Genomic DNA, 26,617 nt, shown 5'->3' with positions numbered 1-26,617 from the left:
TTCCACTTGTCAAATATACAATCTATCTGAGGAGTGCGATTAAAAAAATCTAATTAAAGGGTTTCAATAACAGACCGTTCTATTAAGGGCATGTCTAAACGGATAATATCTTCATATGTTTCCCTTTTAATGACGAGCTGAGCTTTCCCTGACTCCACAAAGACAACTGGAGGCCTAGGTATACGATTATAGTTATTTGCCATGGAATAACCGTAAGCACCTGTACAAAAGACAGCCAATATATCAGAACAATCCGCTTTTGGCAGCGGTAAATCCCATATAAGCATATCTCCGGATTCACAGCATTTTCCAGCTATCGATACCGTTTCCTCCACTTTATCATTTGGACGATTTGCAAGTACCGCTTCATATTTTGCTTCATAAAGTGCAGGACGGATATTATCACTCATTCCACCGTCAACGGCAATATATTTTCTAACATTAGGTACTTCTTTACTCGAACCGACACTGTATAAGGTTGTTCCTGCTTCGCCTACTAATGATCTTCCTGGTTCAATCCATATTTCTGGCATATTTAATCCGAGGAGGCTGGTTTGTTCGCGTACCTCATGAATAATTTCACTGACATATACCGAAGGAGATAAAGGCGCATCGTCCACCGTGTAGCGTATTCCGAACCCTCCGCCTAAATTTAACACTTTAGGAAAATAGGAATAGCGTTTATTCCAGCTTGCTAATTTTTGAATTATTTTTTTGGCAGCTAACACAAACCCCGTTGTTTCAAAAATTTGTGAACCAATATGGCAGTGAATTCCTAATACATCTAAATATTTAGATGCTAACGCTTTTTCTAATGCAATATCCGCTTGACCGTTTTGCAAATCATAACCAAATTTAGAATCTTCCTGTCCTGTTAGTATATAGTCATGAGTATGCGCCTCTATACCGGGAGTAACCCTTAATAGTATTGAAATATTCTGATTCCTCTCCTTGCACAATTGATCCAATAATTCTAATTCGTAAAAATTATCGACTACGATACAGCCGATTTGATAGTGTAAAGCCATTTCTAATTCTTCTTTACTTTTGTTATTACCGTGAAAATGAATTCTTTCCGGTGGAAAGTTAGCTGCAATCGCGGTATATAATTCTCCTCCTGAAACAACATCCAACGATAAGCCTTCTTCGTTTACTAGATTTATCATTGCTATGGATGAAAATGCTTTACTGGCATATGCCACTTGTGCATTAACAGCTAATTTCTCAAACGTATTTTTAAATCCTCTTGCACGATTTCTAATCAATTCAACATCATATACATATAAAGGTGTTCCGTACTTTTCCGCTAATTCAACAGTATCTACTCCACCAATTTCAAGATGACCCTTTTGATTTACTTTTGATGTTCCATGAAAATACATATTTTTCCCTCTTCCCTTTACGATATCCTTTCAATTTCCAACCTAACTTTTATAAGAAAATAGACAGCCCGTCCAATGACAAACTGTCCAAAATATCCGTTGTAAATAAGAATAATTTATCACATTAAAGCGTTATTTGCAAAGGCTCTTTTCTTAAAATTAGTTGTTTTTGTATACGATAACTTTTGATAATCACCTATTTGGGCTAAAATGATAAATTTTATAAGAAAAGATGACCTTTAACCAAGTCTGGGTAGGGATTTATAACTGATATGAAAATATCCTTGTCAAAGCTTTTTAAGAATTTGGCGGCTGCCTAAATCGATCCCTCGGCTGAACAATGCTTGGACGAACTGCAGATCCCGGAACTGTCCGTCTAATTAATATTTGTACAAATGCTTGTGGGTTAAAAGGAAGGAACGGCCATAAATATGGAGCATTTAACGTTCGAACATTAGCTAAAAATAAGATAAATAATGTGCTTCCAATCATAAACCCCGGAACTTTAAAAAATGCTACGCAAAGCAACAAAAATAGTCTTACGATTTTATTTGCCACACTTAATTCATAACTCGGAGTTGCAAATGTTCCAATTGCCGCAACTGCAACATATAAAATAACTTCAGGAACAAATAGACCAACATCGATTGCAATTTGTCCGATTAATACTGCTGCTATTAAACCCATTGCAGTCGCAAGCGGGGTTGGAGTATGGATGGCTGCAATCCTTAAAAAATCAATCCCAATATCCGCAATGAAAATTTGTACAATCATTGGTATATGAGTATGTTTATTTGGTCCGATAAACTCTAACTTATGCGGAAGCAATGAAGGTTCTACAACAAATAAATACCATAAGGGCAACAAAAATACGGAAGCGATTATACCTATATAACGAATCCAGCGCACAAATGTCCCGACTGCCGGAGCATTTCTATATTCTTCTGCATGCTGAGAATGATGGAAAAAGGTAGCAGGTGTTATCATCACACTTGGTGAAGTATCGACAAAGATTAAGACATGACCCTCCAGCAGATGAACAGCACCCACGTCTGCTCTCTCCGTATAGCGCACGAGCGGATATGGATTGTATTTTTGTTTTAATATAAATTCCTCCACCGTTTTATCTGCCATCGTTATTCCATCGACATCAATTGCTTTTAAATCCTTCTTGATTGTTTCCACTAAGTCCAGATTCGCAACACCATCTATATAGCCTATAGCAACATCTGTTTTGGATCGTTTCCCAACTTTCATAATTTCAAAGCGTAATCTTTCATCGCGGATTCTTCTTCTTGTCAGTGCAGTGTTTAAAATAATATTTTCAACATAACCATCCCGTGAACCTCTGACTACTTTTTCTGTATCAGGTTCTTGAGGCTGACGTCCAGGATAATTTCTTACGTCAACTATGATTGCTTCCCCGACACCCTCCACTACAATACCTATCAAACCTGATAAGACTTGAATTACCATTTCATCAATCGTTTTGACAATTTGTACTTGCTGGTGAACAATTCGGTTTTTTACAATATCATACACTTTAGTAGAAAGCCGTTCTGTATCATTTAACGTAACTAGGTACTCTAGTATTTCTATAATAAAGCTTGTATCTGACAATCCATTCACATAATAAAAGTGAACATTCTTTTTGAGTACTGTAATTTTTCTAACTCCTATATCAAAGCTAGTACCCAATCCAACCCTTTTCTTATAAAAATCCTCTAAATCATCAAGACTTTTAGGAATTGGTTCCTTTGTCAAATCTGCTTCTGCCATAAAACCCACTCCTTTCCAGAATTAACTTTATTGCCTCCATGGTAATTGGTGCCCCATTCTTGTAATGATCCACTTTCCCCATCTTACCAATATCTCCAATCCCGACAATAATGGGAACATCCAATTGATCAAGACAATAAACTGTATCTCCATTAATTCTTTGCAGTTCCATATCAGGTTCTCCAAATTTATCAACACCATAGGGGGTTAAATTTCCGTTACGATCAATACTAACGTCCACTTTTGCCCATTCTCTATCATGCGTATTGGAAGAAACAGCAAGTACACCTAATACCTCGATATCATTATGTTTTGCCACATACATCAAGGCTTGTTCACCCCTGCCCTCGCCTACAAATCCACTGTCATCGAACATTACGAATACAGGGTCACTTGGAGCGCTTTTAATCATTTTTACAATCTCTTCTCCTGTAAATAACGAGGGATTTCCTCCTGATTGCGAAATACATCTGCCTCCGATTTCTTTTGCAACCAATTCAATCGCATGCTTCGCATATTCATCACCATCTGTAATTAATATCACCTGGCGCTTCATATTCATTCAAAAAATTCCTTTCAGGCTCAGAAATTAACGATCAACGAAATAAATCCAATGAAACAAAGATCCAAAAACCTTCCCAAAAACAATGGCCATCAACGCGATTATCAAATGCCCTTCTACACCGATACGTTTTGTTAAAATGGGAATGACATTTACTACTTCGGTTAAGGCAGCTGCTAACATCCCTACAAAGACTCCACAAAATAGTCCGATTGGAACGAGAAATAAGGAAGAGATAGAAAAGGTCGTATCCTGTAGTCCGACCCAATCACCAAAAATCGTTCCTAATACGATGGACCACTCATATTGATAAATCTTATTATATGTTTTTGTTAATTGCGTCAGCCTAGGCACAATCCCTAATACTGTTAAAAAGGCTACAAAACCGCAACCCACAATTAATCCACCAGCAAAACCTATAAATAGCAGGATAATTGTATTAATGATCATCTAGGTGTCTTATAGCTTCCTTATTTTCATTTACTATCACATATTGATCTAAATCTTGCTGGTAGTTAAATATTTCAACTTCTAGTGGGCTTGGCTCTTCATTGAAACGTTTTTTGAAGATATGATTAAAAAAAATAATCATCCCTAGACCAAGACCAATCGAGTAAGGAATTTGTAAAATTAATGGTTTGTTCACTGTTCTTCCAGTGATCATTTTATAAATCTTTTGATGTACTTCCTGCATACTTACATCTTCATGAAAATTCATAATAGCTAGCGCGGATCCAATGAAAAGCAGCAGCCAAATGATAATAAAAAAGGGAAGGGATACCGTTCTTTTTTTATAAATTACCTCCACAATTGTCTGTGATGGTCCAACCAATTGGATATCCAATTCACTCCATTTCTTTTTTAATACATCAATGATTTTCATAACATCGATTACCACCGTGTTTTTATCTTCTTTTGTAACTTGATAAATAAAAATCTCTTTTAGCTGTTTCAAATATTTATCTGGTGCGATTATTTGGGCAATATCATTTAAGGTGATCCTGCTATTTTGATTTACTTCCACTCTATTTCGCATTCGTAAATAAATGGAATCTTCCATGTTTATTTCATCCCCTGCCATTTTATTTCTGTATACTGTAGTATGTGGAAAGGGCAATATTATCATTCATAGAAAAATCAAATGCGGAAGCGCCTTGCTCATCGGTGTATGGATTTCGTAGTCGCTCACCTCGAGATAAAGGAAACACAGTGAGGTAGTTCACGAACAAGTGAAAATAGCACTTCCATTTTCAACGAATAAAATTTGAAATGTAATTTTACCTGATGTTGACTTATCGTAGGGAGAAGACTACGAAATCCACTAGCCGATAGGCGCTGGTGAAATTTGAAGTACCAATTTCACTTGAAGCTAGACGTAGACAACTTTAAAAAAAGGTTATCTATAGTGTAAAATTAAATAATTTCCTGAAACATTAAAAAACCGCAGGAATTATAATTCCATACGGTCTTTCATTTGCTCCAGTATTTTCTTCTCCAGCCTAGATACTTGAACTTGTGATATACCAAGTCTTTCGGCTACCTCTGATTGGGTTTGGTCTTTATAGTACCGCAAATAAACAATCAGCCGTTCCCTATCATCCAAACCCCTTATTGCCTCTTTTAAAGCTATTTTGTCAAACCATTTTTGATCATTTTGATCAGCGATTTGGTCTAATAATGTAATTGGATCACCATCATTTTCATAAACTGTTTCATGAATAGAGGATGGAGCACGACCCGCTTCTTGGGCCATGATGATATCTTCAACAGGAATATCTAAATAAAGAGCAATTTCATTAACAGTTGGTATCCTACCATTCGTCTTGGACAACTCATCCTTTGCCTTGCGAATTCGATTGCCAATTTCCTTCAAAGACCTGCTTACCTTTACAGTCCCATCATCACGAATAAAACGCTGAATTTCACCAATGATCATCGGAACTGCATAGGTGGAAAACTTTACATCATATGATAAATCAAATTTATCTACAGATTTCAATAAACCAATACAGCCTATTTGAAATAAATCATCCGGTTCGTAGCCTCGGTTTAAAAAGCGTTGAACGACAGACCACACAAGCCGCATGTTTTTTTCCACAATTTGATTACGTGCTTCCTGATCTCCATCCTGGCTTTTTTGGATCAAATCCTTTACTTCTTGATCCTTTAAAAAAGTCTGTTTATTCTCCTTCTTTACCTCCACATCCATTGGCACGACTCCTTAATTACATAAGGCATTTTTTAAAGCCAAATGCTTTTTTAAACGAACAATGGTGCCTAGTCCTGGTTGTGATTCAATCATACATTCGTCCATAAAATTTTCCATGATTGTAAAGCCCATTCCTGATCGTTCAAGTTCAGGCTTGGTTGTAAAAAGGGGCTGGCGCGCTTCCTCGATATCCGTAATCCCGACTCCTTCATCCCGAATCGATAAGTCAACAAAGCCATCTTCAATAGCAAGATCAATGTAGACTATTCCGCTTGGATTTCCTTCATAACCGTGAATAATTGCATTGGTAACAGCCTCGGAAACAACTGTTTTTATTTCCGTTAATTCATCTAAAGTTGGATCCAATTGCGCTATAAAAGCTGCTACTGTCACCCTTGCAAATGACTCATTTTGGCTTAGTGCACAAAACTGTAATTGCATTTCATTTCTCATTGCTACGCAACCCCCAATCTTTGTAAAGCATATTGTTCAGATTCATCTAAACGAATAATCTTAAACAAACCCGACATTTCAAATAATCGTTTGACTGCCGGTGAGATTGCGCAAACAACCATTTCACCATTTTTCTGTTTTACCTGTTTATATCTTCCAAGGATGACCCCTAAGCCTGAACTATCCATGAACGATAAATGTTCTAAATTTAAAACAAGATGCTGAATATCATATTTGTCAATAGCATTTGTTACATCGTTGCGAAGAGTTTCCGCTGTATGGTGATCTAATTCTCCCTTTAATCGAATACACAAAACATCTTGCTTCACTTCTAAATCAATTGTAAGACTCACTATCCACAGCCTCCTTAAATCTGTTATAGTGAGTCAATTCGATATTTTTACCCCATTTTCCTTCCTGTTGACAAAACTAGAAGCAGGTCGCTAAAATTTGCGAATATTCGACTACTTTAATTCTGAGTAAATAGTCCAAATGACCGTTTAAAAAGCTTCCACCATCCGGCACTTTTCACATTTTCTTTTGCAACTAGGTCAGACTTAACCAACACTTTTCCATCTTTTTGTACCGTTAATGTTCCAACAATATCGCCTTTATGAATCGGTGCTTTTAGATTCTTTCTAAAAGTCTTTGTTTTTACAATATTATCTGATTTTTCCCCTCTTTTGGTTAAAACAGATATTGGTTCACTAGTTACAGCATGAATATATTTTTTCTCACCTTTACTCACCTTTACTTCTCCTAATGATTGCCCGCTTTTATATAGAGGATGTGTAACATATTGGGAAAAGGCAAAATCAAGCATTTTTGATACTTGTGCATTTCTCACTTTTGTGGAAGGTGCACCAAATACAACTGCAATGATTCTCATATTATTTTTCTTCGCTGTCGCTGTTAGACAAAATTTTGCTTCGTTGGTAAAGCCCGTTTTCAAGCCATCTACTCCTGGATAAAATTTAACAAGTTTATTGGTGTTTACTAACCAAAATTTTTTATCCGTATTTTCCCGCAAGTAATCCTCATATGTACCGGTAAATTTCGTAATTTTTTCGTATTTTAACAACTCTTTTGCCATAATGGCCATGTCATAAGCAGAACTATAATGATCTTTTACAGGCAATCCGGTTGTATTTTGAAAATGGGTATCTTTTAATCCAAGTGCTTTTGCCTCTTTATTCATCATAGCGACAAATGATTCTTCACTTCCGGCAATTTTTTCAGCCATCGCAACCGCTGCATCATTAGCAGAACCGATAGCGATCCCTTTCAACATTTGTTCTACCGTCATCTCCTCCCCCGGTTCAAGGAAGATTTGAGACCCCCCCATAGATGCCGCATATTCACTCGTACGAACCTTTTCGTTCCATGAAAGAGTACCTTTGTCAATTGCTTGCATAATAAGGAGCATCGTCATTACCTTTGTCATGGATGCCGGAGGAAGTTTTTCATGGCTATTTTTTTCATATAAAATACTTCCTGTATCTCTCTCGATTAAGATAGCCGATTTTGCTTCAGGTGCTAACTCTGAATTGCCTTCTGCAGCATAGGAGTAGGCACTCCCTATCACAATACTTGAAAAAATAATAAACGAACAAATGATGAAACTGCATATCTTTTTCATAAAAGACCCCTCCAATAATTTCCTTTTAGTTGTTTAAAAAATTGCTAAGTTTAAATTGTTTACATTACCATAAGTGTCTTTGCCTTGATGGAAATTTTACAATATACATAACCACATTTTTTCCATTTCAAGTATTTTTATTCAAACTTTTCCTTTACAAAAAAAAAGAAAAAACTGTTGAGATTTCTCCCAACAGTTTTTTCTTTATATTAAATGGTTATTTCTTCTTGAATCAGTTTTGGAGCGGATACTTTTTGTGTTGAAATTTTGATATTTTGATAAAGCGTCTCTTTTACTTCCTCAATATCTTGTTGGTTAGCATAAATGGTTACAAGTGATTCGCCTTTTTTCACTTGATCTCCGATTTTTTTCTTTAAAACAAGGCCTACAGCAAGATCAATTTCGGATTCTTTTGTTGCTCTTCCTGCTCCTAACATCATGGCAGCAGTTCCAATTTCATCAGCAACTATTTCGGAAACATATCCATCCTCAAGAGATGGAAGTTCAATTTGAAACTGTGCTTGTGGCAGTTTCGAAGGATCATCCACAACCGAAGAATCTCCCCCTTGTGATTGTAAAAACGTTTTAAACGTTTCAAGTGCCTTACCATTCGCAATAACTTCCTTCAATTTTTCTCTCGCTTCTGCGGTAGAAGATGCTTCTCCTCCTAGATACACCATATAGCTGCCTAAGGTTAAACATAATTCTGTTAAGTCCTCCGGTCCATTCCCGCTAAGTGTATCAATTGCTTCTTTTACCTCTAACGCGTTTCCGATTGCAAAGCCAAGGGGTTGGCTCATATCGGATATAATTGCCATTGTTTTTCGTCCAACATTATTCCCAATATTCACCATTGCTGTCGCTAGTTCTCTTGCGTCATCCAGTGTTTTCATGAACGCGCCTGCGCCTGTTTTAACATCTAAGCAAATCGCATCTGCACCAGCTGCAATTTTTTTACTCATAATGGAGCTAGCAATTAATGGAATACTGTCTACTGTTGCTGTAACGTCTCGGAGCGCATAAAGCTTTTTATCTGCAGGTGTAAGATTACCGCTTTGTCCAATGACAGCAATTTTATTTTCATTCACTAATCTGATAAATTCATCATTTTCAATCTCAACATGGAAGCCAGCAACGGATTCCAATTTATCGATTGTTCCACCTGTATGTCCTAAACCGCGCCCACTCATTTTTGCGACTGGTACTCCAAGTGCAGCTACAAGCGGTCCCAATACAAGTGTTGTAGTATCTCCAACACCACCAGTTGAGTGCTTATCTACTTTAATGCCCTCGATACCAGAAAGATCAATCGTATCTCCCGAATGCACCATTGCCATTGTTAAATCTGCACGCTCTCGTTCCGTCATTCCTTGGAAAAAAATAGCCATTGTCAACGCACTTACTTGATAATCCGGGATTGTATTATTTGTATAACCATTTATGATAAATTGAATTTCTTCTGTTGATAATTCTTTGCCATCTCGTTTTTTCTCAATTAAATCCACCATTCTCATCATTCTTCACCCATTTTTATATTTTTTACAATCTCTTTTACATATGTTAAAAACTGAGATCTTACTTTATCCGTTGTTTCTATTACTTCATCATGTGTTAATGGCTGATCTAAAATACCTGCAGCCATATTGGAAATACAAGAGATACCTAATACTGAAAGATCAGCATGTCTCGCTACGATAACCTCTGGAACTGTAGACATTCCGACTGCATCCCCACCAAGTGCACGGAGCATTCTCACCTCAGCAGGTGTTTCATAGGTTGGCCCTGTATTGCCAACATATACACCTTCTTGAATGGTTATATTCAGCTTTTCTGCCACTTCTTTAGCAAGCGCACGTAAATCCTTGTTATAGGCTTGAGACATATCTGGGAATCGCGGCCCTAAACGACCATCATTCTGACCAATTAACGGGTTATAGCCCATATTATTAATGTGATCAGATATAATCATTAAATCACCAGGCTGAAAGTTTTCATTTATCCCGCCAGCCGCATTGGTCACAATAAGGATTTCAACCCCAAGCTGTTTCATCACGCGGACCGGAAAGGTAACTTGATCTAAACTATATCCTTCATAGTAATGGAAGCGTCCTTGCATTGCGACAACTTCCTTTTCCCCTAGTGAACCAAATACGAGTTGTCCTGCATGCCCCGCCACAGTTGAAACTGGAAAATCTGGAATCTCATTATAAGGAATTTTGATAGGGTTTTTGATTTCATCTGCTAAAACACCTAATCCAGATCCTAAAATTAATCCAATTTTCGGTTTTCCCGTATATTTGTTCTGTAAAAATTGAGTGGCCCTTTCAATTTGACTATAATCCACTGCTACTCCCCCTAGTTTTGTAAGTCTTTTAAAAAGCTTGTTCCATACTGTGGCATCTTCACATGGAAATTATCCGCGACAGTCGCACCGATATCTGCAAAAGTTCTTCTTAAAGGCAATTCTTTACCGCCATCAAAACGTTTGGAATAAATAAGTAATGGCACATATTCTCGAGTATGGTCCGTTCCATGGTGTATTGGATCATTACCATGGTCAGCAGTAATAATCAATAAATCATCATTTGTCATTTTTTCAAACACTTGAGGCAGTCTCGCATCATATTCCTCTAGTGCTTTCCCGTATCCAATTGGATCACGGCGATGGCCGTATAGCGCATCAAAATCAACAAGATTGATGAAACTTAGCCCGGTAAAATCTTTATCAAACGTTTGAATGAATTTGTCCATTCCATCCATATTAGAAGTAGTTCTAATAGCTTCTGTGACACCTTCACCATCATAAATATCAGATATTTTTCCGATTGCAATCACATCAAATTGATTATCCTTTAATTCATTCATAACCGTACGATCAAATGGCTTTAATGCATAATCATGGCGATTTGGTGTTCGCGTAAAATTACCTGGCTCTCCGATGAAAGGACGCGCGATGACACGGCCAACCATATATTTTTCGTCTAATGTTAATTCTCTCGCAATTTCACAAATTTTATATAGTTCATCAAGCGGTACAATGTCTTCATGTGCTGCAATTTGCAATACAGAGTCAGCAGAAGTATAAACAATGATAGCACCAGTTTCCATATGTTCTTTTCCAAGCTCTACTAATATTTCGGTACCGCTTGCAGGTTTATTTCCAATCACTTTCCTCCCTGTTTTTTCCTCTAATTCCTGTATTAATTCGGGAGGAAATCCTTCAGGAAATACTTGAAATGGAGTTTTAATATTCAACCCCATAATTTCCCAATGCCCCGTCATCGTGTCTTTTCCGTTTGAAGCTTCTTGCATTTTAGTATAATAAGCTAATGGTTTTTCTTCCTTTTTAATTCCCTGTATCTCTCTAATATTCGAAAGACCTAATTTCCCCATATTCGGCATATGAAGGCCATTCATTTTTTCTGCAATATGACCAAACGTATCTGCACCCTTGTCATTAAATTTTTCTGCATCCGGCGCTTCACCAATTCCTACTGAATCCATTACAATTAAATGAATTCTTTTATATGTATAATCAGACATGATAAAACCTCCATTCAAAAATTTAAGCGCTTTAATTTTTCTTAATAAATATCATTCCCTCTACTTTTACCAATAATCGAACAATTAACTTGTAAGAGGTCTGACCTCTATTTTTATTTTACTAAATTTAAAACATAATAGACAAGGAAAAACCGCTAAAATATTTTAGCGGTTTTTAAATAAACTTTTTTGCTGCTACTAATCTATCTAAATTATGCACGTGGATGATGTTTTGAATAAACATCCTTTAATCTTATTTTTGTCACATGAGTATATATTTGAGTGGTGGAAATGTCCGCATGTCCCAGCATTTCCTGTACAGCACGTAAATCGGCACCGTTCTCTAATAGATGTGTGGCAAAAGAATGTCTTAAAGTATGCGGTGTTAAATCTTTTTCTATATTTGCTTTTTTTGCAAGTCCTTTTAAAATTTTCCAAAATCCTTGCCTAGTTAAACGATTACCGTGATGATTCAAAAATAAAGCTTCCGTTGAATTTTGTTTTGACTTGAGTTTTGGACGTCCAATACTAATGTATTTCTCAATTACATTACTTGCTGTTTTCCCAATCGGAATAATTCTTTCCTTATTTCCCTTTCCAATACAGCGAATAAAGCCCATTGTCAGATGGAGATCATCTAAGTTAAGTTGAATTAATTCACTGACACGAATCCCAGTGGCATATAGCAGCTCTAACATTGCTCGATCTCGGATTCCTAAAGGAGAATCTTCATCAGGGGATTCCAACAAAGCCTCAACTTCTGATAAGTTCAAAACCTTTGGAAGGGTCTTTTCAATTTGCGGCGATTCAATATGCACAGAAGGATCATGCTCCGTAGCTTTTTCCCGTAATAAGAATTGATGAAAGGATCTGACAGAAGCTACATGTCTAGCCAATGTTTTAGCTGATTTCCCCTGCTTCTTTAAATGATGCAGAAAGTGAACAATATGTACCCTTGTTATATCATTTAAAGAGGTAATTTGTTCTACTTTTTGAATATATAAAAGATAATTTTTTAAATCCCGTTCATAGGACAGAATCGTATTTTTAGATAACCCTTTTTCCACCACCATAAAGTGGATAAAATCCTGTAACCGGTCTTCCATTAAGCATTACTCCCCATCCAAATAAAAAAGTAACAGTCGATCTACCCAATTAGAATCCTTTTTATTAGTAGAATTCACTTTAATCGCTGTCCCTTTTGGCTCATCATAATGATGATAATTCTCGTATTCTTGATTTACCCACATAATACCATAATAGAAGAGTAATGTGCACCCGGTAAATAAGATAAACACCTTCAATGTTTTAAAAAACAGCCTTATTCCAGACATTCTTCCTTCGTCCTTCCCTCAAACATTTTCATTATGCTTAATACAAGCTATGACAGATCTGAGGGATTTTATACCTGAATCTATGAAATATTAGAACAAATGCGAAAGCGCTGGAGCCAGACATGGACAATTTTTTAAAAGTTATTCACAAGGTTAAGTTTTATCATTTCCTTCAATATAAAAAAGACTGACTCCTATTATTCTGAGTCAGTCTCTTCTTCTTTATTCTCTACTTTATCATGGCATCGCCAGCAAATTCCGTGAAATGTTAGACGATGATCCTTAATTTTAAAATTCCAGCGTTTTTCAACAATTGCCTCAACATCTTCAAGCAAATCTTCTTGTATTTCATCCACTGCACCACATTCAATACATACTAAGTGGTGATGAAAATGGGCTGCGCCTTCCTGGCGTAAATCATAGCGAGAAACTCCGTCACCGAAATTAATTTTATCGACAACCTTTAATTCCGTTAGCAACTCTAAGGTACGATAAACAGTAGCTAACCCAATTTCTGGTGATTTTTCTTTTACAAGGAGGTAAACATCTTCAGCACTTAAATGGTCTTCTTCATTTTCAAGCAACACACGTACGGTCGCTTCGCGCTGTGGAGTTAGCTTATAGCTTGCTGAGTGTAATTGCTTTTTTATCCTCTCGATACGACTTTCCATCTAAAGTATCCTCCCTTGCCCACTATCACACTAATTATAGCAGAAGGATTTCATTTTTCAAAATAAAATTATTCTCATCTGGAAAGTGTACTTCTTATTAATTAATAATAATTATTTCTGAATATACGTGACTACTGATTTCATTAATGCTGGGGATATATATGCCTCAATTCCGGCAGCAGCGGCAATTGCCCCTGCTGCTATCAGTATGAAAACAACATAACTCGAAAAGAGCGGAATTAAAGGAAAAGCCATTGTTTGTTTAACAAATATTTTTCGTATTAGCTGTAATGAAAAACAAACAGAGACTACAGCGATAAAAATAAACATCGGGATGATAAAAAGGTTTTGCGGCAATACTGTTGCAAAAGATAACAAAAAACCACTCCAGCCCATCTGATTAACTAAAAAACCAACTGAGAAGCCTACTACTACGCCTTTTAAAAACAACAAAATAAGAATGAGCGGAAGCCCAATAATAGAGATCCCTAACAGCCACATAAATCCCAAAAATTTTATATTATGAAGGAAGCTTAGCCTAAATAAATCAGAAGAATCGGCAACTTTATCATTAGAAACTACTCCAAAAAATTGATTTAAATAATAATATAAATCATCCTTTTGAGAGGGAGAAAGACTATTGACAATAATCGCTCCAAAAACAATACCCATTAAAAATAGGACGATAACAAATAAATAGATCGAGGAGTATTCTTGGACATGAGTTATGATAGGATTAGACTGCAACTTTTTTTTCCGCATTTTCTATCCTCCTGCTTTACATTTAATAGAAACCCTGCTAGCCTTTCGCCATTCAAGATATCTATTAAACTTTATGCACTCATTTACTAGGTTATTCCTTTCCTGCGTGATAAGGAGCAAAAATACTTAAAAAGAAGGAGAGAAAATAGTATGGCCGCCATTAAAACGGCGACCATTCATAAATTATATCTTTCTAGCGACTAATGTAAAAGTTTTCGGCAATCCGATATCATGAATTTTATGATTTGGTTCCTCTTCAAGGACTTCAATAAGCATCTCACTCTGGCCGACTGTCGTAATCAATTCACCTAATGTCCATTTTCTTTGTAAGACCTCTTCCGTATCTTCTCTTTTTTCTTGTGGCATATGCTTGCTAAATGCCACTTCCCGTTTGGAGATTGCTGGGTCAAAGTAATTACCTGTTACCTTATGTTTTTTACCTGAAGAGGTAATTAGTTTTGTGGAAACAGGGTGAAATTCATGTAAGATAAATTTACCATTTGGCCGAAGGAGACTTGATACAATCTTTACTAATGGAAATAAATCTATAAAATAGTGGAGGACACCAAGCTCCATTAAAACATAGTCATATTGCCCTCTATGCTCTTCTATAGGGATCGATAAAATATCGGAAACTACATATTCCAATGGTACTTCGGCTGCACTTGCTATCTCCTTGGCATATGCTTGATTTTCCTTTGAAAAATCAACAATAGTTACCTGAGCTCCCAGTAAAGACAGTGCTACTCCTTTAATCCCGTTAGATCCCATTAAATGAATGACTTTTTTACCTGACAGATTGTCAAAATATTTATTAAAAGGATAGAGTCGCCAATTTGGATTTTGTTTTATTTTTTCTGCTACAACTGCAGGGTCTCCATGACGGTTTAATAGTGCTTCATAATTATGCTGATTCCATGCTTCCTCATTTTGATTCGTCACTATCTGCTGCTGTTTATTTAGAAAGGCATGTATCAACTCAATTTCTACATCACTATTTCGATAATAGAGATATTGGTAGAGAGAGATACACCAAAATGAAATGCCATCCTTTTTCAATTCTACACGATAAGGATTTGTACGAATGGTAGTATTAAAAAAACATTCGATAAATATCGTATATCCTTCATATTGTACTTGAAAGGATGCATTTACTTGGTTCTTATTGATCTCAGATAGGGTGGAAGGTGGAAAAAGCGAATAGGCTTTTTCAAATACATCCCATTGAATCTCTAAAAACACTTCATTTGAATGGTCTATTTCTACTCCTTGTATCCTAAGGGAAGTCGTTTTCACAAATTGATATGGAATCCCTTCTTCATCCAATCTCTTGGTTAACTCAGTTAATAATTCAATGTAGTTCATTTTTCTCCACCATATTATTTAGTATTATCCACTTTTCCATATTGACCGCCTCCTCCAGCCATAAGCTGAAGCGTTCCTTGTCTTGCTTGCATTATCATATCAGCTAAATCCGCTTTCACCACTTTTTTCAATTCTTCAATCGGTACATTGTGTAAAATATTCATTTCCGTATCAAAGTAATCTAATAATTTGTGCAATGTTTTCGGACCTAATCCTGGTAGGAAATCAAGCGGGACTTGATGTACATAAGGAGGTCGCTTTGGGCTTACTTGATCTGTTGCCAGTTCTTTTATTCGTTCAGACACTCCCTTTGTGAAATGAGTGGATCCACAGTGAGGGCAAATGTCAGCCACTTTTGGCTCAAAGCATTTCGAACAGGTTGTTCGATAGTACTTGCCAAGATATGGATTCAATCCGTAATTTGCGACAATTCCATTACCGTCTTTACCATGTAAGGCTTTTTCTAATGCAGCAAATGTCGGAGATTCGAGCTTCATTATCTGATATTCACGGGCAATTTTCCCTAAAGAATGCGCATCGGAATCACTGACAAATGTAAAGTGATGCAATTCTTTAATTCGGTCCGCCATTTCTGTGTTAGAGCTCAACCCTAATTCAATCCCGTCAATTAAATCGGGATCCAGAATTTCGGATATTGATTTTTCTACACCCTTTCCATACAAACTTTTGAATGGGGTGAAAACATGTGCAGGAATAAAAATTCCGCCTAATGATTTTATTTTCTTTTGTAACGGTACAGCACTTTCATGTATCCTTTGTGTGCTTAATTGGACATTTTTGACCTTTGTTTGATACCACATCGAAAAATTCTTTAAAGCCTCTAAAGTAGGAAAATAGCCAAGGACATGAATTGGACCTTTACAATTCTCGTCATTTACTTCAATTTCTACTCCGGGAATGAGTGTAACCGTTTCTTGAAAACGGAATCCCCCCTCTGCCATTCCCCTTAGGTCTCCACGATAAATCAAGTCTTCTATTTCAGCAATGACTTCCGGAGAATGACAGTCAATGATGCCTACCATATCTAAACCTTTAGGGGACTTTGCCGTATTTAAGATATTGGTAAGCGTTAATGATTTCGATGCAGTAATTTTTACTGGTTTTCCGTTTTTCGTCCTCCCGATATGAATATGGAGGTCGACAAAATAATTATTCACTCTTATTCAACGCCTCTTTTAATTGTAGATATTGAATTGCGTACAGTGTTTTGGCATCATAGATTTTCTTTTCCTGAATTAATTGAAGTGCTTCTTCCAGTGTAACCTCTAATAATTCCACAAATTCGTCTTCATCAGCACTTTTTGGATTTTCTACTTTCTGCAAGCCTTTTGCTAAGTATAAATGAATAAGTTCATCAGCGAAGCCTGGTGATGTATAGAATGAACAAATAAGTTCTAGTTTTTCACATGAGTAGCCAGTTTCCTCTTCTAGCTCCCTTATAGCCGTTACATCTGGCTTTTCTCCTGGTTCTAATTTACCTGCAGGAATTTCAACTAATGCCCTATCCATTGGTTTTCGATATTGATCCACCAAAATAATTTTATCATCTGGAGTAATAGCTAATATGGCAACTGCCCCTGGATGTTTAATAATTTCCCTCTTTGCCGTTTTACCATTTGGCAGTTCTACTTCATCTATTTGCAGACGGACAACCCTGCCCTCAAAAATTTTCTCTGACCTGATTGTTTTCTCTTCAAATTTATGCATCATAAACTCTCCTTGTTCTATTCCATAGACTACTATTCATACATTTTAACAAACGGCTCTGTTAAATAATAGTGTTGACGTCTTATCGTCTTATGTGTACATGTTCCCTACCGTTAATGTTCCCTAGTAAAACCCGCACATGTGTATGCGTATAACTAAACACTATTATAGCTTAACAAATTTTAAAAAGCGGAGGCTAATAGGAAGCCCGCTAAAAAGAAGGTGACATACCCGTGAAAATATTTGTACATTCGAAAGGAATTACAATGAGCGGCAAGGCATGGGAAATAAGAGAGCAATTAAAATCATATAGAAAACAGTATTACTATGTGCTTGATTGGGTAAAGTTAATCAATCGTTAGCAAATATTTTGTTAAAGTAAACTGTTTTTCGCTACAATAGTAGGAAACAAAGTGAAAGGAAACCTGTCATGAAAAAAAATAGACTAGGAAACTCAGATTTATACGTTTCTGCACTTGGATTAGGATGCATGTCTCTTGGAACAGATGAAAAACATGCACAAGAAATTATATACGCTGCATTAGAGGAAGGTATTAATTATTTTGATACGGCGGACCTATATGATGTTGGAGCAAATGAGGAGATTGTCGGGAAGGCATTAAAGGATGTCCGTGACCAAGTCATTATTGCCACAAAAGTAGGAAACCGCTGGAACAAGAATCATTCCGGGTGGAGCTGGGATCCTTCTAAAAAATATATAAAGGAAGCTGTAAAGGAGAGTCTTAAAAGATTACAAACAGATTATATTGATTTATATCAATTGCATGGGGGAACGATCGAGGATAATATCGAGGATACAATTGAAGCCTTTGAAGAATTAAAATCGGAAGGAATTATTCGGTATTATGGAATTTCCTCTATTCGTCCTAACGTGATTCGTGAATATATTGAGAAATCCTCCATTATTAGCATTATGATGCAATATAGTCTTCTGGATAGACGACCTGAGGAAATTTTTCCATTTATTAAAGAACACTCAGTAAGTGTTGTGACAAGAGGACCGCTTGCTAAAGGATTATTAAGCGAGAAATGGACTAGCAAGCTATCTGAAAAAGGCTATTTGGAATATTCCCATCAGGAGCTTCACGACTTACTTTCTAGTATTCAAAATAAATTGGTTTCTGAGAATAGATCCATGACGGAATTAGCCCTTCAGTTTAATTTAGCGAATGATACTGTAGCTTCTATAATTGCTGGAGCGAGTTCAGTCAAACAAGTTCGCATAAATGCACAAGCCACTAGGTCTGATTCTTTAAACGAGGATGAACGAAAGATTCTTCTTACGTTAACAAAGGAAAATATCTATAAGGAACATCGATAAAAGAAAAGGTCTGGATTGCCGGACCTTTCTTTTGGTTGTCTAGCATAATGCCAATCGATAAGTGAATCTCCGGGTCTCCTCTCAACGATAAGTTAACATCAGCTCCTAAAATACTTTGCAGTGTTTCCTTTACCTCAGTCAATGCCCCTACAGGTAAAATTTGCACTTCCATTTCAATATGAACAAGGCATTTCCACTTTTATGATTTTTGGGGGTAACTATTCAAAAAGTTTTCAACAAATTCTTTTCTTTTTTTACAAATAAGTATTCGTTTTTTCAAATTATATTTTAGAAGAAATAAAAAGTTGCGATGTCATAAAAACTTTTTTTACCATATAACGACAAAATCATTTAAATAGTATGATAATTCATTTCTCGTTTTATTCATTTTGTGGCATTATTTCAATTATTCGACATCGACATAATTTTCGAGTATGGCTAAATCATTTTCGTTATACTCAAAAATGTAGACAAAAAGTAGTAGATAATAAGAATGAATTATTATCAGAAAAAGGCAAACTTATTGAAAAATAAGGACGCAAAGTCACAGGTCTAAGGTTTAATACGATGACGGCTGGGCTACCTGAAATACATGGTATTTTAGGAGGTAAAAATGGAGAAAAAATTAATGGCAAGTACACAAACACTGGATCAGGAATGGATTGATTTAATTTTAGCAGCACTCGATATGGGAATTTCTGTTCAAGAAATAAAAGACTTCTTTCATAAAAAAACCTCTGGATTAGATGTAATGTAAAAAATTTTCCTAACATTCTACTATACATACTATTATTCACATCTTAAAATATTTATTGCAATTATTATAATTTTTTTGCAAATCCGTTCTAAATATGGAACCCGAATTTCGTTATATGTTATAATGAATCGAAGGAAGGTGACATACTTATGATTGGACAACGCATAAAAAATTTCCGATTACAAAGGCAACTATCATTATCAGAGCTTGCCGAAAGAGCAGGTGTCGCAAAATCTTATCTAAGTTCCATTGAACGTAATATTCAATCAAATCCTTCTGTTCAGTTTCTGGAAAAAGTATCAGCTGTTTTAGGAGTATCTGTAAATGCATTACTCCATGATGAGGGGGAAGAAGGATTTGACCACGCAGAACTTGACTCTGAATGGGAACTGTTAGTACGTGAAGCGATGAATTCTGGTGTCTCTAAAAATGAGTTTCGAGAATTTCTCGAATTTAATAAATGGAAAAGGAATAATAAATAAAGCGTTCGTTATGATGATTTGAACGCTTTTTATTTTTCCTTTTTCCAAACCCTATTTAAATTTCTTCCAGTCCATTGGATTTTCATTTAATAATTCTTCAAAGGATTTATTCTTTTCCTTTCTTCTTCTTTCTTCTCTCTTTCTTTCTTCCTCTTGAAGCTTTTCATTTTCTTCCTTCTGCACTAAATCATGCTGTGCTTGTTTTAATTTTAATAATATATCTTGATTTAAAGAATCCTTCAATGTAAGCTTTTCATCCTGCTTTTCCTTTTTAGGTTGATACTTTTGCTGTTTTTTTGTTTTTGCCATTTTGATTTCTCCCTTAAGTTTAAAAATGAAGAAAAAGAATAGGTATCATGTAACCTACACTCCCATCATTTTACTACAGTGACTAATAAGCTTCTAGTCTTACATCTTCAGCTACCATTACAGTTGGCTCCGTCGAAGCAAGTACTTCCTCCACTGTGTATCCTTTTGCCACTTCCCTTAAAATAAGTCCTTTATTGGATACATCGATAACAGCTCTATCCGTAATAATTCGGTTAACAACGCCTTTCCCTGTTAAAGGAAGACTGCATTCTTTGAGAATTTTAGGCTCACCATTTTTATTCACATGGTCCATAATAACAATGATTTTTTGGGCACCATGAACTAAATCCATCGCTCCCCCCATGCCCTTGATCATTTTCCCCGGGATCATCCAATTAGCTAAATCACCTGAGGCCGATACTTCCATTCCGCCCAAAATTGCTATATTTATATGACCGCCCCGAATCATCGCAAACGATTCTGCACTATCAAAATAAGCTGCACCCGGAATTGCCGTCACCGTTTCTTTTCCGGCATTGATTAAATCTGCATCAATCTCCTCCTCATTAGGATATGGGCCAATTCCAAGCAAGCCGTTTTCCGACTGTAAAACAACTTGTTTATTATCGGAAATGTAATTGGCAACTAATGTTGGCATTCCAATTCCCAGATTTACATAATGGCCATCTTTAATTTCCTTTTCCGCTCTTCTAGCAATCTTTTCCCTTATTGAACCTTTATCAGCTGACATATTCTTCTCTCCCTTCCTTAATGTGCAAATTATTTTCTAATGGTTCTTCTTTCAATACGTTTTTCTTGATCCCCTTGAATAATCCTTTGCACATAAATGCTTGGAGTATGAATAAAATTAGCATCCAGCTCCCCGACTTCATAGAGCACCTCTACCTCTGCAATCGTTACCTTTCCTGCAGCCGCGATCATCGGGTTAAAATTACGAGCTGTTTTGTTGTATACTAAATTCCCCATTTTATCACCTTTCCAAGCACGAATTAAACTAAAATCTGCCGTTAATGCTTCCTCCAAAACATATTCTTTCCCATTAAACGTCCTCGTTTCTTTCCCTTCTGCAATTGGTGTTCCCACACCTGCGGGAGTATAAAATGCAGGAATTCCCGCTCCTCCTGCTCGTATTTTTTCTGCCAAGGTGCCTTGCGGGGTTAATTCCACTTCTAATTCGCCAGCTAACACCTGGCGTTCGAATTCTTTATTTTCCCCAACATATGACCCTATCATTTTCTTAATCTGTTTATTTTGCAAAAGCGGTCCTAATCCCCAATCATCTATCCCGCAGTTATTAGAAATAACCGTTAAATCCTTTACCCCTTTTTCGACAAGTGCAAGAATTAAATTTTCAGGAATTCCGCAAAGACCGAAACCGCCAACCATTATTGTCGCACCGTCTTGAATATCTGCTACCGCTTCCTGGAAGGATGTATATACTTGCTTCAATTATTCTCTCTCCCCTCTGGTTTCGTAAAAATATATTATTGATGATCAAACCGCCTTATGCGTAAACGTTCACGTGTACGCAATCGAGGTACCAATCAGTAATTAACCGCTTTTAAGCTAATTCAACAATCGTGGCTACCCCTTGCCCCCCGCCAATACAAAGGGTAGCTAATCCGTTTTTCACTTGTCTTCTTTGCATTTCGTGAATAAGGGTGACAAGGATTCTTGCCCCACTTGCTCCAATCGGATGGCCAAGAGCAATCGCCCCGCCGTTTACATTCAAGATTTCTTTATTAAACTTCAATTCCCTATCAACTGCTAGGGATTGTGCAGCAAATGCTTCATTTGCTTCTATAAGGTCCATATCCTCTAACGACATATTTGCCTTTTCCAGCGCTTTCTTGACCGCTGTTACAGGACCAATCCCCATTACACTTGGATCCACCCCGGCATTGGCATTTGCTTTTATCGTTACAAGTGGTTTAATCCCCAATTCATTTGCTTTTTTCCTAGACATTATGACTAATGCTGCCGCTCCGTCATTTATTCCGGACGCGTTTCCTGCTGTAACCGAACCATCTTTCCTAAAAGCAGGTCTTAATGAACTTAATTTCTCCACCGTTGTGCCTTTTTTAGGATATTCATCTGTTTCGAAAATGATGGCATCCCCTTTTCTTTGCGGAATTTCAACAGCTACAATCTCGTCCTTGAACTTGCCTTCTTCGATTGCTTTTGCAGCTTTGCTTTGACTCTCCGCAGAGAATTGGTCCTGTTCCTCACGGGAAATTTCATAGCGGTCACAAAGATTTTCTGCTGTTATTCCCATATGATAATCATTAAAGGCACACCATAATCCGTCTTGAATCATACTATCAACTAGCTTTTGATCTCCCATCTTAAAGCCGTCCCTTGCACCTTTTAATAGATATGGCGCCTGACTCATGTTTTCCATCCCACCGGCAACAATTATATCTGCATCTCCTGCTAAGATTGCTTGTGTGGCAAGATGAACAGCCTTTAGTCCCGATCCACAAACTTTATTAATCGTCATTGAGGAAACACTTTCCGGAACCCCAGCCTTTATAGCTGCTTGCCGCGCTGGATTTTGTCCCAGCCCAGCCTGCAAAACATTTCCCATAATAACCTCATCAATTTGGTCCCCTTGTATCCCGGCTCGTTCTATTGCACGTTTGATTACGATTCCACCAAGCTCTGGAGCTGGTATATTTTTCAATGATCCATTGAAGCTTCCAATAGCCGTTCTAACTGCACTCACAATCACAACTTCTTGTTTTTCCATCCTTTGGTCCTCCTCTTATATAAAAGTCAGCTTGAAACCGCTAACATTTTCTCTTCTTTGTCTATTTTCGATAAAAAATTGATTTTTCCTGCTGAAGCAGGAAGTTGATTCTTATCGTTTGAGTACTTAAGATGTATAGTACAATACTACTAGAGATGTATTTCTTTCATAGCTGATTTTTTTTATAATAAAAGTTAATGAAACCTTTTTATTCATCATTCGTATTTGAGTTGTAGCTGCTCTAGATTGGAGAGTCGATTAATAATGAAAACATTTTTTTCCTTCATTACCCGTATATTTGTTGCAATACCTGTTGCGGCACTCGTATGGCTGATTAGTTATTTTGGTTTTGAGCAAACCCTTTTATATTCATCCGGTTCCGCAATACTCGGAGGCGCAATCATATATATTGTGATAAAATGGATCACCAAAAGAAAATTTTTGAAAATACATCAGCTTTCTCGAAAAGAATTTGCTTATATTGTCCAAAACCTTAAGGAAGCTAAGAAGAAAATTCACCGTTTGCAAAAGGTATTCTTTAACGTGCGAAACATTGGCGCATTTAAGCAAATGCTTGATCTTATCCGTCTTGTAAAAAGGATCTACGCGATTATCAGAAGAGAACCAAGAAGATTTTATCAAGCAGAAAAATTCTTTTTCTATCATTTAGATTCTATTGTGGAATTATCTGAAAAATACGCGTTTTTAGCTGCACAACCGGTAAAAAATAATGAATTATATTTTTCTTTAAAGGATACCCGCAATACTTTAAAGGAGTTAAAAAGGACGATAGAGAATGATTTATATGAAGTGTTATCGAAAGACATTGATCATCTTGAGTTTGAACTGAATGTAGCAAAGCATTCTTTAAAACCACCAATAGACACTTCTTTAGATGACGAAAGGAGATCAACAAAATGAGTGAGTCAAAGGAAAGCCTATGGCAAGAAGATATAAGTGAAGGATTGGATGATTTACTAACCAATCCATTTGGAGAAAAGGAGCTTGTAATTCATGATGCTCCTGCAACAGCCCAGGCGGAAAAGCCGCAAAGGCTAATTGATGTTTTACCAGAACAGAACCGTGAAAAAGCAAGACAGTTGGCTGAGCAAATTGATCCAAAAAATCATCAGGCAATTATTATGTACGGAACCCAAGCTCAATCAAAGCTGCTAAATTTCTCCCATTCCATGCTTGACCATGTCCAAAAAAAGGATATTGGAGAAATTGGAGAAATATTAGGCGATTTAATGAAGAAATTGGAACAGGTTAACCCCGAAGAATTAGCTCCTGAAAAGAAAGGGCTATTTTCGAGAATGTTTGGAAAAATCTCCAGTTCTGTTCAAGAGGTATTATCAAAGTATCAAAAGACTGGTGCGCAAATCGATAGAATTAGTGTTAAATTGGAGCTTTCGAAAAAAACACTTTTATCCGATATCAATATGCTCGAACAACTATATGAAAAAAATAAAGATTATTTCCATGCCCTAAACATTTATATTGCTGCAGGTGAATTAAAAGTTGAAGAATTATACACAAAAACCATTCCAGAATTAAAGAAAAAAGCGGCAGAAACCGGCGACCAAATGGCCTTTCAGGATGTTAATGATATGATACAATTTGCAGATCGCTTAGAGAAACGATTACATGATTTAAAGCTAAGCAGGCAGATTACGATTCAAAGTGCACCACAAATCAGGTTAATTCAAAATACAAATCAAGCATTGGCGGAAAAAATTCAGTCTTCGATAATGACTGCCATTCCGCTTTGGAAGAATCAAATTGCGATTGCGTTAACACTTATTCGGCAACGTAGTGCTGTTGAAGCACAAAAACAAGTATCGAAAACAACCAATGATTTACTCCTTAAGAATGCGGAAATGCTCAAATCAAATACAATCGAATCCGCGAAAGAAAATGAACGCGGACTTGTTGATATCGAAACATTAAAGAAAACACAAGAAAATCTTGTTTCGACATTGGAAGAAACGCTTCGCATTCAACAAGAGGGCCGTGCAAAACGCTATCAGGCTGAACAAGAGCTGATCACGATGGAGAATGAATTGAAGCAAAAGCTGTTAAATTTAAAATCATAAAGCTAAAAGCAATGTCTAATTCTATGGCATTGCTCTTTTTTTATGAAAAATCATATTATTATTGCAATTCCATCTCTCCTCTTTTTACAATAGACTTATAACAAAGGGGGAGAAATCATGGTATTACCAACAAAGGCTGTTATTATCGAGGTCGGGCCTCGTGATGGATTGCAAAATGAAAAAAGCTTTGTTCCAACGGATATCAAAAATAAATTTATTGAGCAGTTAAAGTCTTCCGGGGTAACAGAGATGGAATTAACTTCATTTGTTTCGCCTAAATGGGTTCCGCAAATGCAAGATGCTGCAGAGATTGTTTTGGTTAATTCCTCGGATACCTATCGAAATATTATACTTGCTCCTAACCGAAAAGGAGTTGAACGCGCTTTAGAAACAGGCTGCAAAGCCATTGCTGTATTTGTCGGAGTCAGCAATAGCTTTAATAAAAAAAATATAAATAAAACGACTAGAGAAAGTATGGAGGAGCTTAAACCAATTATTGCTGAACTAAAGGCCACTAATGTTTTTGTTCGGGCATGCATTTCCACTTCGTTTTATTGCCCATTTGAAGGGAAAATAGCAGAAGAAGATACCATTGCACTTTGTAAAGAGTTTGCGGAATCAGGGGTCGATGAATTAAGTGTTGCGGACACTATCGGAATGGCTGTCCCTACTGAATCGTATTCCCTCTTCTCTCAATTAAGGCAACAACTTCCCGAGATTTTGCTAACCGCTCATTTTCATGATACAAGAAAAATGGCACTCGCCAATATTTATGCTGCACTCGAGGCAGGCATTGATCGTTTCGATACATCGGCAGGCGGTCTTGGAGGCTGCCCATTTGCTCCGGGAGCAACCGGAAATGTGGCGACGGAGGATGTTGTTTATATGCTGGAGAGGATGGGGATTGAAACCGGCATTCATTTAGATGAGCTCGTCAAAGCCATTGACATTATTGCCCCATCCATTTCTCGAAAAATTGAAACCGGATATTATCAATTAGCGAAAGCAAAGTAAAATGGTATAGTTTTTATTGATAATGCTCAATTTAATGATATCGTCTATTTTAAGGAGGTATCATGCAACTATGACAAAGCAGCGTGAAAAAGGCTATAGTCAAAAAGGCAAACCAACTGCTGACACAACCAAAAATGTGTTAGCTGCTGAAGAACTGAATAAAGCGATTCATCCGACTAAGAGACAAAATTCTGAGCAATAATTCCACTTACCTCGATAGGCCTTGTCCTTCATCCACTTGATGAAGGACATTTTGCTTTTTGCCCTAGCGTTACTTGTCCTTCATACTCTTGATGAAGGACATTTTCCTCTTTGTCTTGGTGTAACTTGTCCTTCATCCACTTGATGAAGGACGTTTTGCTTTTTGCCCTGGCGTTACTTGTCCTTCATCCTCTTGATGAAGGACGTTTTCCTTTTTGT

General features: G+C 36.8%; 31 protein-coding genes and 1 riboswitch. Of the genes, 8 read left to right on the top strand and 23 right to left on the bottom strand.

What is annotated here, in order from left to right; all coding sequences use genetic code 11:
- Nucleotides 1-53: 53 nt before the first annotated feature.
- The 19 genes from lysA to NSQ59_RS10890 all read right to left on the bottom strand — a co-directional run bounded on the left by lysA (nt 54) and on the right by NSQ59_RS10890 (nt 17,427).
- Nucleotides 54-1,382, bottom strand: coding sequence for a diaminopimelate decarboxylase (gene lysA, locus NSQ59_RS10980; RefSeq protein WP_055739386.1), 1,329 nt, complete (start codon nt 1,380-1,382; stop codon nt 54-56).
- Nucleotides 1,383-1,679: 297 nt separating this feature from the next.
- Nucleotides 1,680-3,161, bottom strand: coding sequence for a spore germination protein (locus NSQ59_RS10975; protein ID WP_055739385.1), 1,482 nt, complete (start codon nt 3,159-3,161; stop codon nt 1,680-1,682).
- Nucleotides 3,124-3,717, bottom strand: coding sequence for a stage V sporulation protein AE (locus tag NSQ59_RS10970; RefSeq protein WP_055741194.1), 594 nt, complete (start codon nt 3,715-3,717; stop codon nt 3,124-3,126). Before NSQ59_RS10970 ends, NSQ59_RS10975 begins: the two co-directional genes overlap by 38 nt.
- A gap of 33 nt (nt 3,718-3,750) precedes the next feature.
- Nucleotides 3,751-4,173: a stage V sporulation protein AB gene (locus tag NSQ59_RS10965; protein WP_055739384.1), complete on the bottom strand. Its 423-nt coding sequence runs from the start codon at nt 4,171-4,173 to the stop codon at nt 3,751-3,753.
- Nucleotides 4,163-4,783 (bottom strand): stage V sporulation protein AA, encoded by a 621-nt coding sequence (locus tag NSQ59_RS10960; RefSeq protein WP_055739383.1) that lies wholly within the window; start codon nt 4,781-4,783, stop codon nt 4,163-4,165. The genes NSQ59_RS10965 and NSQ59_RS10960 overlap by 11 nt, the downstream gene beginning before the upstream one ends.
- A gap of 390 nt (nt 4,784-5,173) precedes the next feature.
- A complete protein-coding gene (sigF, locus tag NSQ59_RS10955; protein ID WP_055739382.1) occupies nt 5,174-5,932 on the bottom strand; it encodes an RNA polymerase sporulation sigma factor SigF in 759 nt (252 codons plus the stop codon).
- Between the two features lie 12 nt (nt 5,933-5,944).
- Entirely contained in the window at nt 5,945-6,385 is a 441-nt protein-coding gene (spoIIAB, locus tag NSQ59_RS10950; RefSeq protein WP_055739381.1) for an anti-sigma F factor, read from the bottom strand.
- A gap of 2 nt (nt 6,386-6,387) precedes the next feature.
- A complete protein-coding gene (gene spoIIAA, locus NSQ59_RS10945; RefSeq protein ID WP_055739380.1) occupies nt 6,388-6,738 on the bottom strand; it encodes an anti-sigma F factor antagonist in 351 nt (116 codons plus the stop codon).
- A gap of 116 nt (nt 6,739-6,854) precedes the next feature.
- Nucleotides 6,855-8,024: a D-alanyl-D-alanine carboxypeptidase family protein gene (locus NSQ59_RS10940; protein ID WP_340831170.1), complete on the bottom strand. Its 1,170-nt coding sequence runs from the start codon at nt 8,022-8,024 to the stop codon at nt 6,855-6,857.
- 209 nt (nt 8,025-8,233) lie between these two features.
- Nucleotides 8,234-9,538, bottom strand: coding sequence for a pyrimidine-nucleoside phosphorylase (locus tag NSQ59_RS10935; RefSeq protein WP_126648197.1), 1,305 nt, complete (start codon nt 9,536-9,538; stop codon nt 8,234-8,236).
- On the bottom strand, nt 9,538-10,368 hold the full coding sequence (locus NSQ59_RS10930; protein ID WP_055739377.1) for a purine-nucleoside phosphorylase: 831 nt from the start codon (nt 10,366-10,368) through the stop codon (nt 9,538-9,540). Before NSQ59_RS10930 ends, NSQ59_RS10935 begins: the two co-directional genes overlap by 1 nt.
- An 11-nt stretch (nt 10,369-10,379) precedes the next feature.
- Nucleotides 10,380-11,567, bottom strand: coding sequence for a phosphopentomutase (gene deoB, locus NSQ59_RS10925; protein WP_126648198.1), 1,188 nt, complete (start codon nt 11,565-11,567; stop codon nt 10,380-10,382).
- Between the two features lie 212 nt (nt 11,568-11,779).
- Nucleotides 11,780-12,673: a site-specific tyrosine recombinase XerD gene (gene xerD, locus NSQ59_RS10920; RefSeq protein ID WP_055739375.1), complete on the bottom strand. Its 894-nt coding sequence runs from the start codon at nt 12,671-12,673 to the stop codon at nt 11,780-11,782.
- A 6-nt stretch (nt 12,674-12,679) separates the two neighbouring features.
- Nucleotides 12,680-12,901, bottom strand: a complete 222-nt coding sequence (locus NSQ59_RS10915; RefSeq protein WP_126648199.1) for a YqzK family protein — start codon at nt 12,899-12,901, stop codon at nt 12,680-12,682.
- Between the two features lie 197 nt (nt 12,902-13,098).
- Nucleotides 13,099-13,572 (bottom strand): ferric iron uptake transcriptional regulator, encoded by a 474-nt coding sequence (gene fur / locus NSQ59_RS10910; protein ID WP_055739373.1) that lies wholly within the window; start codon nt 13,570-13,572, stop codon nt 13,099-13,101.
- Nucleotides 13,573-13,683: 111 nt separating this feature from the next.
- Nucleotides 13,684-14,334: a stage II sporulation protein M gene (gene spoIIM, locus NSQ59_RS10905; RefSeq protein ID WP_055739372.1), complete on the bottom strand. Its 651-nt coding sequence runs from the start codon at nt 14,332-14,334 to the stop codon at nt 13,684-13,686.
- Nucleotides 14,335-14,517: 183 nt separating this feature from the next.
- Nucleotides 14,518-15,699 (bottom strand): class I SAM-dependent methyltransferase, encoded by a 1,182-nt coding sequence (locus NSQ59_RS10900; RefSeq protein WP_126648200.1) that lies wholly within the window; start codon nt 15,697-15,699, stop codon nt 14,518-14,520.
- Nucleotides 15,700-15,713: 14 nt separating this feature from the next.
- A complete protein-coding gene (locus tag NSQ59_RS10895; protein ID WP_445669240.1) occupies nt 15,714-16,883 on the bottom strand; it encodes an endonuclease Q family protein in 1,170 nt (389 codons plus the stop codon).
- Complete coding sequence (locus NSQ59_RS10890; RefSeq protein ID WP_083489273.1) at nt 16,870-17,427, bottom strand: NUDIX hydrolase; 558 nt, start codon at nt 17,425-17,427, stop codon at nt 16,870-16,872. Before NSQ59_RS10890 ends, NSQ59_RS10895 begins: the two co-directional genes overlap by 14 nt.
- Before the next feature lie 233 nt (nt 17,428-17,660).
- Here NSQ59_RS10890 and mciZ point away from each other — a divergent pair, with 233 nt between their 5' ends.
- The 4 genes from mciZ (at nt 17,661) to NSQ59_RS10870 (ending at nt 20,008) form a co-directional block, all read left to right on the top strand.
- Nucleotides 17,661-17,789: a Z-ring formation inhibitor MciZ gene (mciZ, locus tag NSQ59_RS10885; RefSeq protein ID WP_083489272.1), complete on the top strand. Its 129-nt coding sequence runs from the start codon at nt 17,661-17,663 to the stop codon at nt 17,787-17,789.
- A 68-nt stretch (nt 17,790-17,857) separates the two neighbouring features.
- Complete coding sequence (locus NSQ59_RS10880; RefSeq protein WP_126648202.1) at nt 17,858-18,769, top strand: aldo/keto reductase; 912 nt, start codon at nt 17,858-17,860, stop codon at nt 18,767-18,769.
- A 503-nt stretch (nt 18,770-19,272) separates the two neighbouring features.
- A riboswitch (cyclic di-GMP riboswitch) is annotated at nt 19,273-19,356 on the top strand.
- 26 nt (nt 19,357-19,382) lie between these two features.
- A complete protein-coding gene (locus tag NSQ59_RS10875; protein WP_083489271.1) occupies nt 19,383-19,526 on the top strand; it encodes an anti-repressor SinI family protein in 144 nt (47 codons plus the stop codon).
- A gap of 149 nt (nt 19,527-19,675) precedes the next feature.
- Nucleotides 19,676-20,008 (top strand): helix-turn-helix domain-containing protein, encoded by a 333-nt coding sequence (locus NSQ59_RS10870; protein ID WP_055739367.1) that lies wholly within the window; start codon nt 19,676-19,678, stop codon nt 20,006-20,008.
- 51 nt (nt 20,009-20,059) lie between these two features.
- Here NSQ59_RS10870 and NSQ59_RS10865 read toward each other — a convergent pair whose 3' ends face one another.
- From NSQ59_RS10865 to NSQ59_RS10850, 4 genes are all read right to left on the bottom strand, one after another.
- The gene (locus NSQ59_RS10865) at nt 20,060-20,317 is read right to left on the bottom strand and encodes a YqkE family protein (protein WP_055739366.1); all 258 of its coding nucleotides are present in this window, start codon (nt 20,315-20,317) and stop codon (nt 20,060-20,062) included.
- Nucleotides 20,318-20,399: 82 nt separating this feature from the next.
- Entirely contained in the window at nt 20,400-21,068 is a 669-nt protein-coding gene (locus NSQ59_RS10860; protein ID WP_340831159.1) for a CoA transferase subunit B, read from the bottom strand.
- A 29-nt stretch (nt 21,069-21,097) separates the two neighbouring features.
- Nucleotides 21,098-21,787 (bottom strand): CoA transferase subunit A, encoded by a 690-nt coding sequence (locus tag NSQ59_RS10855; protein ID WP_340831157.1) that lies wholly within the window; start codon nt 21,785-21,787, stop codon nt 21,098-21,100.
- Between the two features lie 112 nt (nt 21,788-21,899).
- Nucleotides 21,900-23,087, bottom strand: coding sequence for an acetyl-CoA C-acetyltransferase (locus tag NSQ59_RS10850; protein ID WP_340831155.1), 1,188 nt, complete (start codon nt 23,085-23,087; stop codon nt 21,900-21,902).
- Between the two features lie 264 nt (nt 23,088-23,351).
- Here NSQ59_RS10850 and NSQ59_RS10845 point away from each other — a divergent pair, with 264 nt between their 5' ends.
- From NSQ59_RS10845 to NSQ59_RS10830, 4 genes are all read left to right on the top strand, one after another.
- On the top strand, nt 23,352-24,008 hold the full coding sequence (locus NSQ59_RS10845; protein WP_340831153.1) for a 5-bromo-4-chloroindolyl phosphate hydrolysis family protein: 657 nt from the start codon (nt 23,352-23,354) through the stop codon (nt 24,006-24,008).
- Nucleotides 24,005-25,183 (top strand): toxic anion resistance protein, encoded by a 1,179-nt coding sequence (locus NSQ59_RS10840; RefSeq protein WP_126649734.1) that lies wholly within the window; start codon nt 24,005-24,007, stop codon nt 25,181-25,183. The genes NSQ59_RS10845 and NSQ59_RS10840 overlap by 4 nt, the downstream gene beginning before the upstream one ends.
- Before the next feature lie 117 nt (nt 25,184-25,300).
- Nucleotides 25,301-26,197: a hydroxymethylglutaryl-CoA lyase gene (locus NSQ59_RS10835; protein WP_340831151.1), complete on the top strand. Its 897-nt coding sequence runs from the start codon at nt 25,301-25,303 to the stop codon at nt 26,195-26,197.
- Nucleotides 26,198-26,267: 70 nt separating this feature from the next.
- Nucleotides 26,268-26,399, top strand: coding sequence for a hypothetical protein (locus NSQ59_RS10830; protein ID WP_268888405.1), 132 nt, complete (start codon nt 26,268-26,270; stop codon nt 26,397-26,399).
- Nucleotides 26,400-26,617 lie beyond the last annotated feature (218 nt).

It is taken from the genome of Margalitia sp. FSL K6-0131 (assembly GCF_038008735.1).
Classification (GTDB): Bacteria; Bacillota; Bacilli; order Bacillales; family Bacillaceae_C; genus Margalitia; species Margalitia shackletonii.
This window is presented reverse-complemented; position numbering and strand designations above follow the sequence as displayed.

Coding starts and splice junctions, on each gene's coding strand:
- lysA (WP_055739386.1), bottom strand. CDS start 1,382: ATGTATTTTCATGGAACATCAAAAGTAAATCAAAAGGGTCATCTTGAA.
- NSQ59_RS10975 (WP_055739385.1), bottom strand. CDS start 3,161: ATGGCAGAAGCAGATTTGACAAAGGAACCAATTCCTAAAAGTCTTGAT.
- NSQ59_RS10970 (WP_055741194.1), bottom strand. CDS start 3,717: ATGAAGCGCCAGGTGATATTAATTACAGATGGTGATGAATATGCGAAG.
- NSQ59_RS10965 (WP_055739384.1), bottom strand. CDS start 4,173: ATGATCATTAATACAATTATCCTGCTATTTATAGGTTTTGCTGGTGGA.
- NSQ59_RS10960 (WP_055739383.1), bottom strand. CDS start 4,783: ATGGAAGATTCCATTTATTTACGAATGCGAAATAGAGTGGAAGTAAAT.
- sigF (WP_055739382.1), bottom strand. CDS start 5,932: ATGGATGTGGAGGTAAAGAAGGAGAATAAACAGACTTTTTTAAAGGAT.
- spoIIAB (WP_055739381.1), bottom strand. CDS start 6,385: ATGAGAAATGAAATGCAATTACAGTTTTGTGCACTAAGCCAAAATGAG.
- NSQ59_RS10940 (WP_340831170.1), bottom strand. CDS start 8,024: ATGAAAAAGATATGCAGTTTCATCATTTGTTCGTTTATTATTTTTTCA.
- NSQ59_RS10935 (WP_126648197.1), bottom strand. CDS start 9,538: ATGAGAATGGTGGATTTAATTGAGAAAAAACGAGATGGCAAAGAATTA.
- deoB (WP_126648198.1), bottom strand. CDS start 11,567: ATGTCTGATTATACATATAAAAGAATTCATTTAATTGTAATGGATTCA.
- xerD (WP_055739375.1), bottom strand. CDS start 12,673: ATGGAAGACCGGTTACAGGATTTTATCCACTTTATGGTGGTGGAAAAA.
- NSQ59_RS10915 (WP_126648199.1), bottom strand. CDS start 12,901: ATGTCTGGAATAAGGCTGTTTTTTAAAACATTGAAGGTGTTTATCTTA.
- fur (WP_055739373.1), bottom strand. CDS start 13,572: ATGGAAAGTCGTATCGAGAGGATAAAAAAGCAATTACACTCAGCAAGC.
- spoIIM (WP_055739372.1), bottom strand. CDS start 14,334: ATGCGGAAAAAAAAGTTGCAGTCTAATCCTATCATAACTCATGTCCAA.
- NSQ59_RS10900 (WP_126648200.1), bottom strand. CDS start 15,699: ATGAACTACATTGAATTATTAACTGAGTTAACCAAGAGATTGGATGAA.
- NSQ59_RS10890 (WP_083489273.1), bottom strand. CDS start 17,427: ATGCATAAATTTGAAGAGAAAACAATCAGGTCAGAGAAAATTTTTGAG.
- NSQ59_RS10880 (WP_126648202.1), top strand. CDS start 17,858: ATGAAAAAAAATAGACTAGGAAACTCAGATTTATACGTTTCTGCACTT.
- NSQ59_RS10875 (WP_083489271.1), top strand. CDS start 19,383: ATGGAGAAAAAATTAATGGCAAGTACACAAACACTGGATCAGGAATGG.
- NSQ59_RS10870 (WP_055739367.1), top strand. CDS start 19,676: ATGATTGGACAACGCATAAAAAATTTCCGATTACAAAGGCAACTATCA.
- NSQ59_RS10865 (WP_055739366.1), bottom strand. CDS start 20,317: ATGGCAAAAACAAAAAAACAGCAAAAGTATCAACCTAAAAAGGAAAAG.
- NSQ59_RS10860 (WP_340831159.1), bottom strand. CDS start 21,068: ATGTCAGCTGATAAAGGTTCAATAAGGGAAAAGATTGCTAGAAGAGCG.
- NSQ59_RS10850 (WP_340831155.1), bottom strand. CDS start 23,087: ATGGAAAAACAAGAAGTTGTGATTGTGAGTGCAGTTAGAACGGCTATT.
- NSQ59_RS10845 (WP_340831153.1), top strand. CDS start 23,352: ATGAAAACATTTTTTTCCTTCATTACCCGTATATTTGTTGCAATACCT.
- NSQ59_RS10840 (WP_126649734.1), top strand. CDS start 24,005: ATGAGTGAGTCAAAGGAAAGCCTATGGCAAGAAGATATAAGTGAAGGA.
- NSQ59_RS10835 (WP_340831151.1), top strand. CDS start 25,301: ATGGTATTACCAACAAAGGCTGTTATTATCGAGGTCGGGCCTCGTGAT.
- NSQ59_RS10830 (WP_268888405.1), top strand. CDS start 26,268: ATGACAAAGCAGCGTGAAAAAGGCTATAGTCAAAAAGGCAAACCAACT.